13 protein-coding genes are annotated in these 14,690 nt (G+C 66.2%); 9 read left to right on the top strand and 4 right to left on the bottom strand.

Annotation, left to right across the window (positions count from 1 at the left end; genetic code table 11):
• Positions 1-226: 226 nt before the first annotated feature.
• From ACQP1G_RS25200 to ACQP1G_RS25190, 3 genes are all read left to right on the top strand, one after another.
• Positions 227-1,120, top strand: a complete 894-nt coding sequence (locus ACQP1G_RS25200; protein WP_433192050.1) for an SAM-dependent methyltransferase — start codon at positions 227-229, stop codon at positions 1,118-1,120.
• Positions 1,121-1,181: 61 nt separating this feature from the next.
• The gene (locus ACQP1G_RS25195) at positions 1,182-1,961 is read left to right on the top strand and encodes a helix-turn-helix domain-containing protein (RefSeq protein WP_433192049.1); all 780 of its coding nucleotides are present in this window, start codon (positions 1,182-1,184) and stop codon (positions 1,959-1,961) included.
• Between the two features lie 174 nt (positions 1,962-2,135).
• Positions 2,136-2,981 (top strand): fructosamine kinase family protein, encoded by an 846-nt coding sequence (locus ACQP1G_RS25190; protein ID WP_433192048.1) that lies wholly within the window; start codon positions 2,136-2,138, stop codon positions 2,979-2,981.
• 7 nt (positions 2,982-2,988) lie between these two features.
• Here ACQP1G_RS25190 and ACQP1G_RS25185 read toward each other — a convergent pair whose 3' ends face one another.
• The 3 genes from ACQP1G_RS25185 to ACQP1G_RS25175 are packed head-to-tail and all read right to left on the bottom strand — an operon-like array spanning position 2,989 to position 5,850.
• Entirely contained in the window at positions 2,989-3,861 is an 873-nt protein-coding gene (locus ACQP1G_RS25185; RefSeq protein WP_433192047.1) for a TIGR03619 family F420-dependent LLM class oxidoreductase, read from the bottom strand.
• A gap of 1 nt (position 3,862) precedes the next feature.
• Positions 3,863-5,353 carry an FAD-binding protein gene (locus ACQP1G_RS25180; protein WP_433192046.1) on the bottom strand — a complete coding sequence of 497 codons (1,491 nt, stop codon included), beginning with the start codon at positions 5,351-5,353 and terminating at the stop codon, positions 3,863-3,865.
• Entirely contained in the window at positions 5,344-5,850 is a 507-nt protein-coding gene (locus ACQP1G_RS25175; protein WP_433192045.1) for a VOC family protein, read from the bottom strand. Before ACQP1G_RS25175 ends, ACQP1G_RS25180 begins: the two co-directional genes overlap by 10 nt.
• A gap of 105 nt (positions 5,851-5,955) precedes the next feature.
• Here ACQP1G_RS25175 and ACQP1G_RS25170 point away from each other — a divergent pair, with 105 nt between their 5' ends.
• The 4 genes from ACQP1G_RS25170 (at position 5,956) to ACQP1G_RS25155 (ending at position 9,808) form a co-directional block, all read left to right on the top strand.
• Positions 5,956-6,591 (top strand): TetR family transcriptional regulator, encoded by a 636-nt coding sequence (locus ACQP1G_RS25170; RefSeq protein ID WP_433192044.1) that lies wholly within the window; start codon positions 5,956-5,958, stop codon positions 6,589-6,591.
• A gap of 375 nt (positions 6,592-6,966) precedes the next feature.
• On the top strand, positions 6,967-7,497 hold the full coding sequence (locus tag ACQP1G_RS25165) for a hypothetical protein (RefSeq protein ID WP_433192043.1): 531 nt from the start codon (positions 6,967-6,969) through the stop codon (positions 7,495-7,497).
• Entirely contained in the window at positions 7,418-8,836 is a 1,419-nt protein-coding gene (locus tag ACQP1G_RS25160; protein WP_433192042.1) for a hypothetical protein, read from the top strand. The genes ACQP1G_RS25165 and ACQP1G_RS25160 overlap by 80 nt, the downstream gene beginning before the upstream one ends.
• Positions 8,837-8,854: 18 nt before the next feature.
• Positions 8,855-9,808 carry an AraC family transcriptional regulator gene (locus ACQP1G_RS25155; RefSeq protein ID WP_433192041.1) on the top strand — a complete coding sequence of 318 codons (954 nt, stop codon included), beginning with the start codon at positions 8,855-8,857 and terminating at the stop codon, positions 9,806-9,808.
• 3 nt (positions 9,809-9,811) lie between these two features.
• Here the strand turns inward: ACQP1G_RS25155 and ACQP1G_RS25150 are convergent, their stop codons facing one another.
• Complete coding sequence (locus tag ACQP1G_RS25150; RefSeq protein WP_433192040.1) at positions 9,812-10,861, bottom strand: hypothetical protein; 1,050 nt, start codon at positions 10,859-10,861, stop codon at positions 9,812-9,814.
• Positions 10,862-11,193: 332 nt separating this feature from the next.
• Between ACQP1G_RS25150 and ACQP1G_RS25145 the strand changes: the two genes are divergently transcribed.
• A complete protein-coding gene (locus tag ACQP1G_RS25145; RefSeq protein ID WP_433192039.1) occupies positions 11,194-13,881 on the top strand; it encodes an ABC transporter permease subunit in 2,688 nt (895 codons plus the stop codon).
• Entirely contained in the window at positions 13,878-14,654 is a 777-nt protein-coding gene (locus ACQP1G_RS25140) for an ABC transporter ATP-binding protein (protein WP_433192038.1), read from the top strand. The genes ACQP1G_RS25145 and ACQP1G_RS25140 overlap by 4 nt, the downstream gene beginning before the upstream one ends.
• Positions 14,655-14,690 lie beyond the last annotated feature (36 nt).

Below are 14,690 nucleotides of genomic sequence, written 5' to 3'. Positions count from 1 at the left end.
ACCGAGTCCGGAGCCGATTTCGTCGGTCAGCCGGCCATCCGGGCCGCGAAACCGGCCGCAGAGTCGACGTCCCCGGAGGGCACAAGTCCGCCCTCGTGGACGTCGGGACCTCAATCGGTGCGTGCCCCGAGCCACGCAGTGTGCAGATGGACGTTCGGTGCGATCAGATCGATTACCGCGACGATAAAGCGGTACCGCCGGATTTCATGATCGGTAGCGTGGTGGTATGCGTACCGAAGGAGACAGTTGGGATATCAATACCAGCGTCGGCTCAACGGCGCTGTTCGTGGCGGCGGCGCGGGCCATCGCGGCGCGTCGACCCGACGCCTTGGCGGTCGACCCCTACGCCGAGGTGTTCCTGCGTGCCGCGGGCGCGGAATGGGCCGCGCTGATCGACGGCGATACCGAGCAGGTGCGTGAGCATCCGCTGTACTCGGCCGATTTCGGGCGAACCTTCGTAGAATTCCAGGCCGCCCGGACGCGGTATTTCGACGACTACTTCGAGGCCGTCACCGCCGCGGGCATTCGGCAGATCGTCATGCTGGCGGCGGGTTTGGATGCCCGCGCCTACCGCCTGCCCTGGCCGGACGGCACCGTCATCTATGAGCTCGACCAACCACGGGTACTCGAATTCAAGCGCGACGCGCTGGCGGCCAATGGCGACAAGGCGCGGGCGGACCGACGCGCGGTGGCAGTGGATCTGCACGAGGATTGGCCGACGGCGTTGCGCGACAATGGTTTCGATCCAGCCGAGCGCTCGGCGTGGCTGCTCGAGGGTCTGCTGATCTATTTGCCCGCGGCCACACAGGACGAACTGTTCGCGACCATCGATGCGCTCGCCGCACCGGGCAGCCGCATCAGCATCGAACAGGTCTCGCCGTCCGACCAGGCGGACACCCCGCTGGCACGGCAATCCGATGCGGCCAAGGACGACTGGATGAACCTGATCTACGACGAGCCGCGAAGCGAAGTGGCACAGTGGTTTTCCGAGCGCGGTTGGGACGCCGAGCGCACCGAACTCACCGACTATCTCCGAGCGGCCGGACGTGATGTCGCCGTCTTGGACGTCGGATTCCCGCTGTCGTCCGTCAGCCTGGTCACCGCGGTGCGACGAGGGTAAGGACTGTCGATTACCAGCGAGGTAATCGTCTTGGGGCCGTTCGGTTCGTAGGATCGGCAGGGTGAGTACGCAGACAGCCGGTGACCTACTGCGCCACTGGCGGCTCGAGCGCAGGCTCAGCCAGCTGGAATTGGCCGGGCGCGCCGAAACCTCCGCGCGACATCTGAGCTTCATCGAAACGGGTCGCGCGAACCCGAGCCGCACCATGGTCGTGCACCTGTGCGAGCAGTTGGAGATCCCCTTGCGCGAACGCAACCGGCTGCTACTCGCGGCCGGTTACGCCCCGGCCTACGCCGAACCCGCCCTGGATACACCCGCGATGGACGCGGTGCGCGGCGCGATGCGCCAGATCCTGGTGGGACATGAGCCCTATCCGGCGCTGGCCATCGACCAGAGCTGGAACATGATCGACGTCAATGCCGGTGTCGCACTGCTGTTGCAGGGGATCGACCCGAAGCTGCTCACCGCACCGGTGAACGCCCTGCGCCTGAGCCTGCACCCCGACGGCATGGCGCGCCGCATCGTCAACCTCGCCGAATGGCGCGGCCACATCTTCGAGCGCCTATCGCGCCAAATCGAGGTCACCGGCGGACCGGAACTGATCGAGCTGCGCGAGGAATTGCGCCGATATCCGGGCGGCGAAGTCGATCTCACGCTCCCCGAACCCGACCAAGCGGTGGTGCCACTGCGTTTGCGCCACGACGACCACGAACTGTCCTTCATCAGCGTCACCACCGTCTTCGGCACCCCGATGAATGTCACCGTCGCCGAACTGGCGATCGAATCGTTCTTCCCCGCCGACGAGGAGACCAAGAAGCGCCTCACCACAGCATCGCAATGACCCGGCGCGCCGATCGATGCACGGCACCGGTTGGGATGCGGCCCCGTGCGAGCCTTGGCGGAAGTGAACGCCAGCTGCGACGGATAACCACGAATCCGCCGCTAGGAGGGTCGAGGGCGAGCCGAGCGCGATGAGTTCGGGTGGGAGCGAGTTGGGAGTAGGCCAGGTGTGCAGGTGAACGAGGCGGCGCAGCTCGCGGAGTTGCTCGGCGTCGCGGTCCGCGCGGTGACCGATGTGGGTTCGAGTCATGCGTGGACGCTGTATCGCGCCGTACTCGCCGATGGCCGCGAAGTATTCGTGAAGGCTGCCGGAGATCGGGCGGAGGTGTTCCGAGCGGAGGCGGCGGGGCTGCGGTGGCTCGCGGCCGGGATGCCGGAATTGGTTCCCGAGGTGCTGGCCGTCAACGAACGGATGCTGGTGCTGCCATGGCTGTCGCAAGCCGCCCCGACATCGGCGGCCGCGGAACGTTTCGGCCGCGATCTCGCCGCGCTGCACGCGAATTCGCCCGGATCGTTCGGCGCGCCCTGGTCGGGTTGGATCGCCGACCTGCCGCTGGACAACACCCAGTTCGACGGCTCGTGGTCGCGCTGGTACGCCGAACATCGCCTCGCCCCGTACCTGCCGCGCGCCGCCGCCGACCTCGGCCGCGACGGCACCCGCCTGTTGGAACGCGTCATCGACACTATCGAAACCCTAGCGGGCCCAACGGAACCGCCCAGCCGCATCCACGGTGACCTGTGGTCCGGCAACGTCCTGTGGACCGCCGAGCGCGCACTGCTCATCGACCCCGCAGCCCACGGCGGCCACCGCGAAACCGACCTTGCGATGCTCGCCCTGTTCGGCGCACCACACCTGGACCGAATCCGCGCTGCCTACCACGAAACCCACCCGCTGGCCGACGGCTGGCGCACCCGCATCCCGCTGCACCAACTGCACCCGCTGCTCGTGCACGTCGTGCTCTTCGGCGCCGGCTACCGAACCCGAACCCTCGCCGCGGCCGCCGCCGCGCTCGCGGCATAGCTCCGCATCAGCTCGTTTTCGCGATGACCTTCTCCGCGAACCGCGACAGGTGCGCGATCTTGGTGTCCAGCGGTTCGGTATCGGGTTCGGTGGTGTAGGGATAGCGGAAGCCGACGATCACATCGGTGACACCCTTGTCCTCCAACCGTTTCACGCCGTCCACGGTGAACCCGTCCAGCGAGATGACATGCACCTCGAAGTCCTTGCGGGTGCCGTACTCGGCGCGCAGGACATCGAGTTTCGCGAGCAGCCGGTCCAATTCGGCCGGGTCGCCGCCCGCGTGCATCCACCCGTCGCCGCGCTGGGCCGCGCGCCGCAAGGCCGGGCCGCTGTGTCCGCCGATGAGGATCGGGATCGGCTCGGTCGGCACCGGGCTGATCTTGATGGGTGGCAGATCGTAGTACTCCCCATGAAATTCGAAGTAGCCGCCCGCGGTGAGCCCGCGCACGATGTCGATGCATTCGTCCATGCGTGCGCCGCGATGTTCGAACGGCACACCCATGATCTCGAAATCATCCGGCCACGGGCTGATACCGACGCCGAAGCCGAAGCGATTACCGCTCAACGCCGCGATCGAGGCGGCCTGTTTGGCCACCAGCACCGGCGGGCGGATGGGCAGCTTCACCACGAACGGGGTCAGGCGCAGGGTCGTCGTGGCCGCCGCGATGGCCGCCGACAGCACGAATGCCTCGATGAACGGCTTGTCCTCCAAGAACTCCCGACTGCCGTCGGGGGTGTACGGGTAGGTCGCGTCGGATTCCTTCGGATAGGCCACGCTGTCGGCAATCGTCATCGACGTATACCCGGCCGCCTCCGCGGCCTGTGCCAGCGGCACATAGTAGGTCGGGTCCGTCATCGTCTCGGCATAGGTGAATCGCATCTCAATCGCCTTCCATCCCGGTACTTTCGGCGCTGCGCGCCCTGTTCGGTGCCGCCCGCGATATGCCAGCGGCATGTGCACCCGCGCGGCGTCCGAAGTAGGACCCCTCGCCCAGACATGTCCCGCTGGCATAGCCGCAACTGTCCTGTGCCAGATTCGAGGCGCAGGCGCCCGCCGCGTACAGTCCGGGGATCACCGACCCGTCGGCGCGCAGCACCGCACCGTCGACGGAGGTGCACAGTCCGCCGAGGGTGAATCCGACGTAGGTGGCCTTGCCGGGCGTGAGATCGAAGGCACCCCATGGGCCCTCGGTCAACGGTGTCAGCCAGTCGGGATGCTTGCCGAACTCGGGATCGCGTCCTTCGGCCGCGGCGGTGTTGTACGCGGTCATGGTCTTGTGCAGGGCGCCATCCGGAATACCGAGCGCCGATTCCATCTCCGAGACGCGGTGCCAGCCGTCGACAAATTTCACCATCGGCAGCTCCGGCCACACCATATGCTTGCTGTCCACGATCAGATAGGCCGTCGAATCCGATTGCGCGACAACAGCACCCGCTGTCCGTCCATGATAGGAATCCTCCGCGACGAACCGCCGCCCCGCCTTGTTCACGATGATCCCGTACAGCAGATCGGCCGGCGGATAGAACGACGCGGTCATGAACGCCCCATCCATCCGCGCGGTGGCGCCGCCCGCGGACTGCCCGAGCCGAATGCCGAGCCCGTCATCGGAGGGCACACCCAGCGGTAGAAAGTGTTCGGCCAATCGCGGGGTGTAGGCCGCGAGCATCTCCGTATTCATCACATAGCCGCCCGCCGCGAGCACCACCGCACCCGTGGCCGCGCCGTCGCGCCACCGCACCCCGATGATCCGCCCACTCGCGTCGGCGACGAGCTGCGCCACCGTGGTCTCGTACCCGACCTCGACGCCCAACTCCCGGACCCGCTCGGTGAGCGCCGCCATCACCTGCTGCCCGCCGCGCTCGGCGAGCGCATTCACCTTGTGCCCACGCGGTGCGGGATGCGCCTGCTCACGGTAGGGCCACACCTTTTCGTTGCCGGTCCACATCAGCCCCTCGGTCCCGGGCTGCACCACCGACTTCCCGGGATAGAACGACCGCTCGAACTCGATCCCGTGCGCCTCCAGCCAATCGAAATGCGCGACGCTCTCGGTGCAGTACGCGCGAATTTTCGCCGCGTCGGGCTCCGGAGTGACCGCCTCGAGATAGGTGATCATCGCCTCGACACTGTCGGCATGCCCGGTCGCCGTCTGCACCGGTGTGCCGCCACCGAGATAGAAGTGTCCCGCCGCCAATGCCGAGGCCCCGCCCGCGGCGCCGGTGCGCTCCAGCAGCAGCACCCGCGCGCCCGCTTCGGCCGCGCTGATCGCCGCGCACGCCCCTGCGATCCCGAAGCCGACCACGATCACATCCGCGGTCGCATCCCATTCGACCGGGCCGGTAATGAGCTGGGGGAGTTCGATTCCTACGCCCATGGATTCGAAAACCCCTCCGGAATCAGGTAATCGAACATCGCCCGCATATCCGCCGACAACCGCATGAGCTCCACAGCCGAACCGAGCGCACCCCCGTCGAGATAGGTGAACTCCATCCCCAGACCCTCGAACGCACCCCGCGCGAGGATTTCCGCCCCCGCTGCCTTCGCCTCGGCCAGCGCCGCGTCATAGTCCTCGGGCACCCACGCGACGTGATGCAGTCCCGGTCCCACCGTATCCAGATATTCGGAGTACAGGCTGATCCCGGACTTCGGTTCGATCAGCTCCAACTGCTGCCCGCCCGCATATCCCAACGCCACGGTGATCGTGTAATCGGCTGGCGCGCCGCGCAATTCGCACGATTGCGGCCCGAAGTGCACGTCCGGGACGGTGAACCACTCCGCGACGCCATAGCGATCGGTGAACTCCTGTCGGGCCGCATCGATATCGCGCACCACCCAGCACAGCTGGAAGATCGGACCCCGCGCGACGGTCATCGGATCACCTCAACTCTGCTTTGCTCGGAAAACAGCCGGTGCGCACGACCCAATTAATCACTGATGCTTAACATCGTCAATACCTGGGTTTAGTACAGTGCAGGCATGGCCACCGAGGATCCGCGCGCCGCACTGCTCGACGCGGGCGAGCGACTCATCGCCGAACGCGGCGTCGACGTCCCGCTGCGCGATATCGCGGCGGCCGCGGGCCAGCGCAACAACTCCGCCGTGCACTACTACTTCGACTCCCGCGGCGGGCTGATCGAGGCCATCGTCGAACGCCGCATGAACTGGCTGGAGGACCGCCGGATGGGACTGCTCGCCCAGTACGAGGCCGACGGCACCGCACACGAGATCCGCACACTGGTCGCGATGCTCACCAGCCCCATCCTCGAACTCGTCGGCACGCCGCACATCACCCACTACGGCCGCTTCCTCGAAGTGGTGCGCGCTCACCCCGTGATCGCCGACGCCCGCCGCCTCGCCGGTGCCGACCGCGCCGCCGTCCGCATCATCGCCACCCGCCTCGACGCGGCCCTCCCACAACTCCCACCCCGCCGACGCCGCCAACGCTTGGAAACCATGGCAACGGTGATGTTCGCCCTGATCGCCGACTACGAACGCGCACTGGAAGCGGGCGTGCGCGCGGCGGACCCGGAGCGCGACGCGGCCGAAATCATCGACATGATCGTCGCCATGCTCACCGTATCGATCCACCAAACGACTCCTGGTGGCGCATAAAGACTTCCGATAATTCGGCCGCCACCGGAGGGCAAGCGGTCCACCTCCGAACATCGCAGGCCGTAGCAGGACATCAAGAACGCGGCGTGGAGTCGGGGTCTTCGCCCGCCTCGCCGGCGAAGATCTGGGCCTGCGCGCGGATCGCGGCATTCTCAGCGCGAACACACACCCCTTTTTACGCTGTGGGGCAATGAATCTGCGTTCATCGGCACGGAATGTGTACTCGGCGAGATAGCGAGCGCCGGTAGTCGACACTGTTCCAGTAGGTGCACGACGCAACGGTCGACCAACCTTGGAGGTCCCATGAGGGAGCCAGCTCGCCTGCTACCCGCATTGCACAACGAAGACGAAAGGCGTTGTGGTGGTAGCTGATTCATGATCGTACTGGCATTGGATATCGGCCCCGCGGAGTTCGCCGCGAGCCGGGTCGACAGCGCCGTCGGCACACGGGACATTCAGCGAATCCCGATACCATTGAATGCAGTGTGGGACGGCTGCCGGGATCTGCTGCTCGATGTCGCCGGAGACGATGAGATCACCGCGGTCGGTATTGCCTGCCCAGGGCCGATCCACAAGTTGGCCGGGATGATCGCCCCAGCGGGAATCCCGCAGTGGCACAGTGGATTCGATATCGTGACAGCGGTGCGCAGGCTATTCCCGGTCGCGGCCGTCGAGGTGGCGACCGACGGCCTGTGCGTGACCCTGACCGAACGAAACCTCGGCGGAGCGCACCACTCGGACGCAATACTGGCCGGCGCCGGCATTCTCGCCCTGCTCGCAGCGGAACGGATGGCCCGCAACACACCACCCGGCTTCGGTGCCGAACATGTCACGCGACACTGCTGCGACCGAGCCGACTACCGCGCGGCTGGCCTGGCGGTATGTGGGCGGTTCCGGCCGCGGTGAGCAAATCCCCGATCCCGCGAGTGCATCGACGCACGACCTTCCAGCAGGCATGCTGCACATGGTTCTCAACCTCAGCGAAACCGATGATCTGACAATGAAATTCCCCTTCGACGAGCAAACCCCCAACCAGCTGCCGTTCACCGAACGCGACGAGCGATATCGGCAGCTGCACGACTGGCACGAACCTACCTATCGACACAACTCCGGGCTACGGATGGTCTGGCGCTACGCCGACGTGCGGGAATTGATGGAAGCGGCCCGCCCCGGCATCTCGAACGCGAAATCGTTGGAGCCGCTTGTCGGTTTCGGGCGCATCGCGGCCAATCCCCGTGCCCTCGGCCACCTCTGCCGGCATCTGGTCCCGCTGCCGGCGAAGGCGACCGCGGATCTGACCGACAGCGTCCTGCACAAACGGGTATGGGACACCTTGGCCGGCCCGGCGGGACATTTCACCGTGTCGACGGCGCAACGCCCGCACCGGATCGAGGACCTGACCGAGCATTTCCACCACGCGCTGCGCACCCGAGGCGACGCGAGTGCCCACACCCTCGACGTGACCTCGCTGTCGATCGATTACGCGGCCCGGGTCGTCGGCGCGGCGGTCGGTTTGCCGCCTGCGCACTGGCCGCATGTGGCGATATGGAGCGGTGCCCAGTCCGGACTGCTGGGTCGGCGGATGCGCGGCCGTGAATTGGCCGCGGCGGTCGGCGGCCTCGGTCGGCTGTTCACGGTGAGCGCCGACGCCATCGCATCCGGCGGACAGGATGGGACGGGCGGATTGCCCGCCCGTCTGCGCGCTGCGCGCATTCCCCGTCGAGTCGCGGTGTCCGCTGTGGCCAACTCGCTGGCCGCGGGTGTACACACCGTCAGCGGCAGTATTCAGCAGGGCCTGCAGCGCCTGCTGAGCAATCCGGACCGGCAATGGTGGCACCTCCTCGCCGACCAGGCATCGGCCGCGCACGTCGCGGCCAAAGTACTTCAGCTCGACCCGGGTCTGGTGGCGTGGAAGCGGCACGTTGTGGGCTCGCTGACGCTGCGCAGCGGCACGGTGCTCGCGACCGGGCCGGTCCTGGTGATGTGCGCCGCCGCCAACCGGGATCCGCGGGCCTTCCCGAACCCCTTGGACCTACACGGCGCCGGCAAACTTCCGCTGACCTTCGGATTCGGTAAACACATCTGCCCCGGTAAGCAATTGGCGCAGCACGCAGTCGAGGTGTTCCTGCGGGAATTGCGCGCTCTCGCACCGGCCGCACGTCTGGTACCGGCGCGGCAGCCTTCTCGGGCACGCCCGTCCGACTTGCTGTTCAGCGGAGCCGACATCATCATTGTCACTGGCTGAACCGTTCGAGGTGTCGTAATGGAGTACTACGAGCTGGACATCGCAGATGTCGACGAATGGACCGAAACCGCAAACAGTTTCGTCCCGATGGATCATCGCTACCGCGAACCCGAGCGCTGGCAGGTGGCCATGACCGTGCAGCAGACGACCACGTACCGCCTGCTGCGCTGGGATCAGCCCGGCGACCGGCTGGCCTTCCGCACCCCGTCGAATATTCGTCGGGCTTCGGCCGAGGACTTCTACTGGGTGGTCGTCCCGCAGCGGGGACAGTTCGCCGCGGCCGACGAGCGCGGAGTCACCCGCATCGCACCGGGGCAGGCGGCGGTGCTGGCACTGGATCGGCAGTGCCGGCTGCATATCCCCGGCTCGGTGGCCTACGGCTTCCAGGTACCGCGCGCCGAGTTCGCGCGACCAGGAGGCCTACGACAGCCGGTGCTCGACCTCGGTTCGGGTCTCGGCAGGATCACCGCGGGCATGATCCGCGACCTGCATGCCGAACAATCCGCGTTGACGAGCCGGGAGTTCAACGCGGTCTGCGACCGGATCGCCGAGTTGCTCTGCCTGATGACCGCGGGAGATGCCCACCCGCAGCAGACGCACCTGACAGAGCTCGCCGAGACCGTCCGACAGTACGTGCGCCAGCACATCGGCGCAGCGGACCTCCGGCTGCCCGAGGCGGCGCGGGCATTGGGCTGGTCGCCGCGACAACTGCGCACCGCACTGCATCAGGCGGGCACCACATATCGGGAAGTGCGCCAGGACGAAGCGCTGCGGGCGGCTCGGACCATGCTCGAAAACCCCGAGACGACAGCAACAATCGGCGAGGTCGCGGCGCGCAGCGGCTTCACCCTCACCTGGTTCTCCGCCGCCTTCAAGGCACGATACGGCGAGACACCGCGAGAATTTCGCAAACGCCGGTTGGCCGACTCGGGCCGACAGCAGCTCTCGGCCCAAGTACCACCGCAACAGTGAGGACTAACCGGTCACTCGCTCCATGAGCTCCGCGAGCAACTGCAATGCCCGGTCCATCTCGGCTTCGGTCATCCGAGCCATACCGCAGGATGTGCTCAGGCCGCCGAATGGGCGGCCGTAGTACTGCCGGGCCTGCGTCAGCGCCGTGACGATGCGTTCCGCATCGGCCTGCTCGTGCACGATTCCGGCGTAGATCGGCACATCAGTGGTCAGCTTTTCCAGCTGCCGATATATGTCCGGAGTGTCGACGAGTGGCAGCACATCGGCGCCCGCAAGCGGAATATGAATTCCTTGCAGAGTTCTGCCCTCGGGCCATTCCGCCACGATCGCATTGGCCAGCAGCACGACCGGTTCGTATCCGTCGATCTTCTTCATCCAGCTGGTATGTTCCCAATCGCCGCGGCACAGATGGATGGTGACCCGGGCACCTGCGGGCATACGGCGCACGAACTCGGCCAGATCCGAAGCCAGCTCGACAGCTTTTGCCGCGCGTTCCTCCTGCGACTCGATACTTTCCATCGTCACCGTGCGTCCGGGGCTCTCCAGTTGGAACACCACATCGCCGTCGAACAACCGATGGATGGCCGCGATCTCCGCCAGCGCCGGTTTCCGGAACGAGTCGTAGTGCTCGGTGACGCCGGCCACTCCCAGAGCGAAGAAAGCGTGGTCGTAGGGGTCGATGATATTCGCTTGATAGGGCTTCTGTTCGCCGTGCTCGTGGATCATCCGGTCCAGAATCGGTTTGGCCGCCTCCGCCTGATCGAAGTAACCCAACAACACGGGCGGGATCTCGAGTTCCGCTTCGCCCTTGTACTCGTAGGTCGGCATGCCGTCGTAGGCCAGCTCGATATTTCCGGTGTCGACTTTCGTCATGCCGGGAAGTGCGAAGGTGGCACGCAGGCGCGGCATGATCCAGCTGGGAAAAGGAGTATCCCCTTCTGGAAATGAGGGCAGATAATGCCACAGCGATTCGAATTTCCGCATCGCCGTCTGGCGTGTCGGAGCGTTGGCGCTGCCCACCAGATAGGCTACTGGAAGAGAAAGATTCGTCACCCTCGGCCGTCCTTTCATCAAAGCGGTGCGGGGAACTCTAGCGACGGAACAGGGCACGGCGACGGTTCCAGGTCTTCTCGATAGTGGGGACTCGTATCGCACCGGCTGCTCCCATCATCTACATCGCTGCCCGGCTTTGTTTTTGTGCCGTCGAATTCTGTTGCGAGGCAGGAGCTGTGGGTTCGTGTGGCAAGGTGTGCGCCAGCCGTCGACACTGACCTGGCACAGCTCGCCCCAGCCGTCGATCACCAGCCGACCAGGTCAGGCAAGTCCGCGCCGGCACTTCCGCATGGTCGCGGCCGGTCGGCGATCAGCGAGAATTGGAGTACATCGTGGCCGATCTCTTGCCGTTCGTGATCGCCGGAATTGTATCCGGCTCGGTTTATGGGCTGGCCGCAACGGGTTTGGTGCTCACCTATAAGACGTCGGGAGTGTTCAACTTCGCCCACGGCGCCATGGCCACTGTGTCGGCGTACGCGTTCTACACGTTGCACGTCATCGATGGCCTCATATGGCAGCTCGCCCTGGCGATTTGTGTTCTCGGGATCGGTCCGGCCATGGGCTTGGCACTGGAATTGCTGGCCCGCGTCGTCGACCGGGCGACCTTGGAACTGCGGATCGCCGCGACGGTCGGCATTCTGCTGGTTGTCCAGGCGGGGGCGACTCTGTACTACGGGCAGAGGACGACGCGCATCGTTCCGATCTTCCTGCCCCAGGGCGGATTCGCCGCCTTCGGCGTGCAGGTGCAGTGGTCGGATGTAGCAACGTTCGGCGTCGCGGTATTCGCGACCGCCGCGTTATCGGCCGCGCTGCGGTTCACCAGAGGTGGCATCGCGATGCGTGCGGTCGTCGGGAATGCGGCATTGCTGGATCTGGCCGGGACGAGTTCGGTGCGCACCCGACGATCGGCCTGGTGTGTCGGCACTGGTTTGGCATCGCTGTCCGGGGTGCTGTTCGCGCCATTGATTCCGCTCGATCCCATGCAGTTGACATTGCTGGTCGTCCAGGCGTTCGGAGCGGCGGCCATCGGCCGATTCACCAGTCTGCCTTGGAGTTTCGGCGGTGGACTGCTCATCGGTGTACTCGCCGCGTCGGCGACGCACTACTTCACCACCGGGCCGGCCGCGGGAGTTCCCGCCGCATTGCCGTTTTTGGCGTTGTTCCTCGTGTTGCTGATCATGCCGCGTCGCTACCTGGTGGACCGGAACCGGGCGGTCCGGCGGATCCGATCCGGTTGGACTGCTCCACCGGCGTTGCAATCCGCGGGTGGGGTCGTGGTGTTGGTGGTACTCGCGCTGGTTCCGTTGTTCGCGGGCATCCACCTGACGGATTGGACTGTGGCGCTGGCGATGACGCTCGTCTTTCTGTCGCTCGGTCTGTTGGTCCGCACGTCCGGTCAAGTCTCGCTGTGCCATATGGCTTTCACCGCGATCGGAGCCTGCACGTTCTCGCACCTTGCTGTCGATCGGCAATGGCCGTGGCCGCTCGCGCTCATCGGCTGCGGACTGGTGGTCGTACCGATCGGTGCGGTGTTGTCGATTCCGGCCATTCGCCTCAGCGGCCTGTATCTGGCGTTGGCGACCTTCGGATTCGGCGTCGTAGTTCAGATGATGTTCTACAGCGAGCCCTATATGTTCGGCACCAGTGGTCTGGGCCTGAAAATGCCGCGCCCCAGCGTATTCGGACTCGACTCCGACCCGTCGTTCTACCGTCTGGTGCTGGTGCTGGCCACGGTGAGCACGCTCATCGTGGTGGCGTTGGACAAGAGCAGGCTCGGACGATTGCTCCGCGGGCTGGCCGAATCGCCGACCGCGCTGCGGACCAACGGTGTCACCATCGAAGTCACCCGCGTTCTCGTCTTCTGCGTTTCGGCATTTCTAGCCGCATCGGGTGGCGCACTCGCCGCAATGGCCCAGACCACCGCCTCGGCGGCCAACTACCAGCCGCTGCTATCGGTCACCTATTTCGCGGTCATTGTCATCGTGGTGGGCCGGGAGCCGTGGTATCCGCTGCTGGCCGCGGTGGCGCTCATCCTCGTGCCGTCCTATATCCAAGTCGCCGGCATGTCGCTGTGGCTCCAGTTCCTGTTCGGCATCCTGGTGGTGCTGCGTGCCGCCACCGCGAGCCGCGTCGAGGTTCCCGGCCCGATTCGATCCTGGCTGGACAACGCGTTTCGCCGCAGCCGGTCCTCGGCGGTCGTCGCGGCGGAACCCACCACCGAACAGCCCGCGACAGTGCTGGACGTCCACGATCTTTCGGTTCGCTTCGGCGGCGTAGTGGCAGTCGACGGCCTCTCCTTCGACGCGCGCACCGGGCGGATCACCGGACTCATCGGCCCCAACGGGGCGGGCAAGACCACCACGTTCGACGCCTGCTCCGGTCTCGTCCAGGCCCACGCTGGCGAAGTGCGACTGCAGGACCTGGTGATCAACCGAGCCTCGACCGCGCGCCGGGCGCGGCTGGGCATCGGGCGAACCTTTCAGCAGACGGAACTGTTCGACTCCCTTACTGTCGCCGAAAACGTCGCGATGGGTGCCGAAGGTCCACTCGCCGGGGCAAATCCGCTGGCCCAACTGGTCTCGGGGCGCGGACAGGCCCGGCGGGTGCGCACCGCGACGGCCTCCGCTATGGCGTTGTGCGGCATCGAATCCATCGCGGATTCTCGCGTCGGCGCACTGTCCACCGGGCAACGAAGACTGGTCGAGCTCGCCAGATGTCTGGCCGGGCCGTACCGGATCCTGTTGCTCGACGAGCCCAGTGCGGGGCTGGATCGCTCCGAAACAGTGCGCTTCGGGCAGATTCTGCGGCAGGTCGTCGCCGCACGTGGCGTCGGAATCGTTCTGGTAGAGCACGATATGTCGCTGGTGCTCGAGATCTGCGCGGAGATCTTCGTACTCGACTTCGGTCGCTTGATATTCCGTGGCTCGCCCGCACAGGTCCGCGCTTCGGAGGTGGTGCAGCACGCCTACCTGGGCGAGCCGATCACCGACGAACACCGGATGACGGAGCCCGTCGCATGACCGACACCGACTCCGCGCTCGAATTGCGCTCGATCACCGCGGGATACGGCACCACGATCGTGCTGCACGACGTCGACCTCGCGGTCGCACCTCGGTCGGTCGTGGCGCTGCTCGGGCCGAACGGCGCCGGAAAGTCGACGCTGCTGCGGGTGGCCTCCGGACTACTTCAGGCGCGATCGGGGACGGTGTCGATAGGCGGGGCCGATCTCACCCGCGCTCGCCCAGTGCGCCGCGCCCGCGCGGGCCTGTGCCTGATCCCCGAGGGCCGAGGTGTCTTTGCGGACTTGACGGTTCGGGAGAACCTGCGCCTGCTGACGCCGCCCTGGCGCCGAGGTAGCGCCGACGACGTGCTCGATATCTTCCCCACGCTGCGGGCGAAGCTCGATCAACGGGCCGGCTCGCTGTCCGGTGGCCAGCAGCAGATGCTGGCACTGGGGCGCGCCTGGCTGGCCGATCCATCGGTTGTCCTGCTCGACGAGGTGTCCATGGGCCTGGCTCCGCTGGTCGTGGACGAGATCTTCACGGCGCTCGGCGAATTGCGTACCACCGGCGCGGCGATTGTGCTGGTCGAGCAGTACGTCGACCACGCCATGGCGATGGCCGATCACGTGGTGTTGCTCAGCCGCGGCACCGTCGCGTTCGCCGGGCCCGCCACAGATATCGACCGAGATGCCGTGCTGCAGAACTATCTCGGCATCGACGGCAGCCATACAGACTTGCCGGCGTTGCCGGCAGGACACCCACCCGGAACCGCGGCCGGGCGATGGGCGTAGCGAATCGAATGCTCGGTATCCGTACAGGAGTGGAGT

The sequence above is a fragment of the Nocardia sp. CA-107356 genome (genome assembly GCF_050946365.1).
Classification (GTDB): Bacteria; Actinomycetota; Actinomycetes; order Mycobacteriales; family Mycobacteriaceae; genus Nocardia.
The sequence above is the reverse complement of the archived record's forward strand: the minus strand, read 5'-3'. Positions and strand labels throughout refer to the sequence as shown.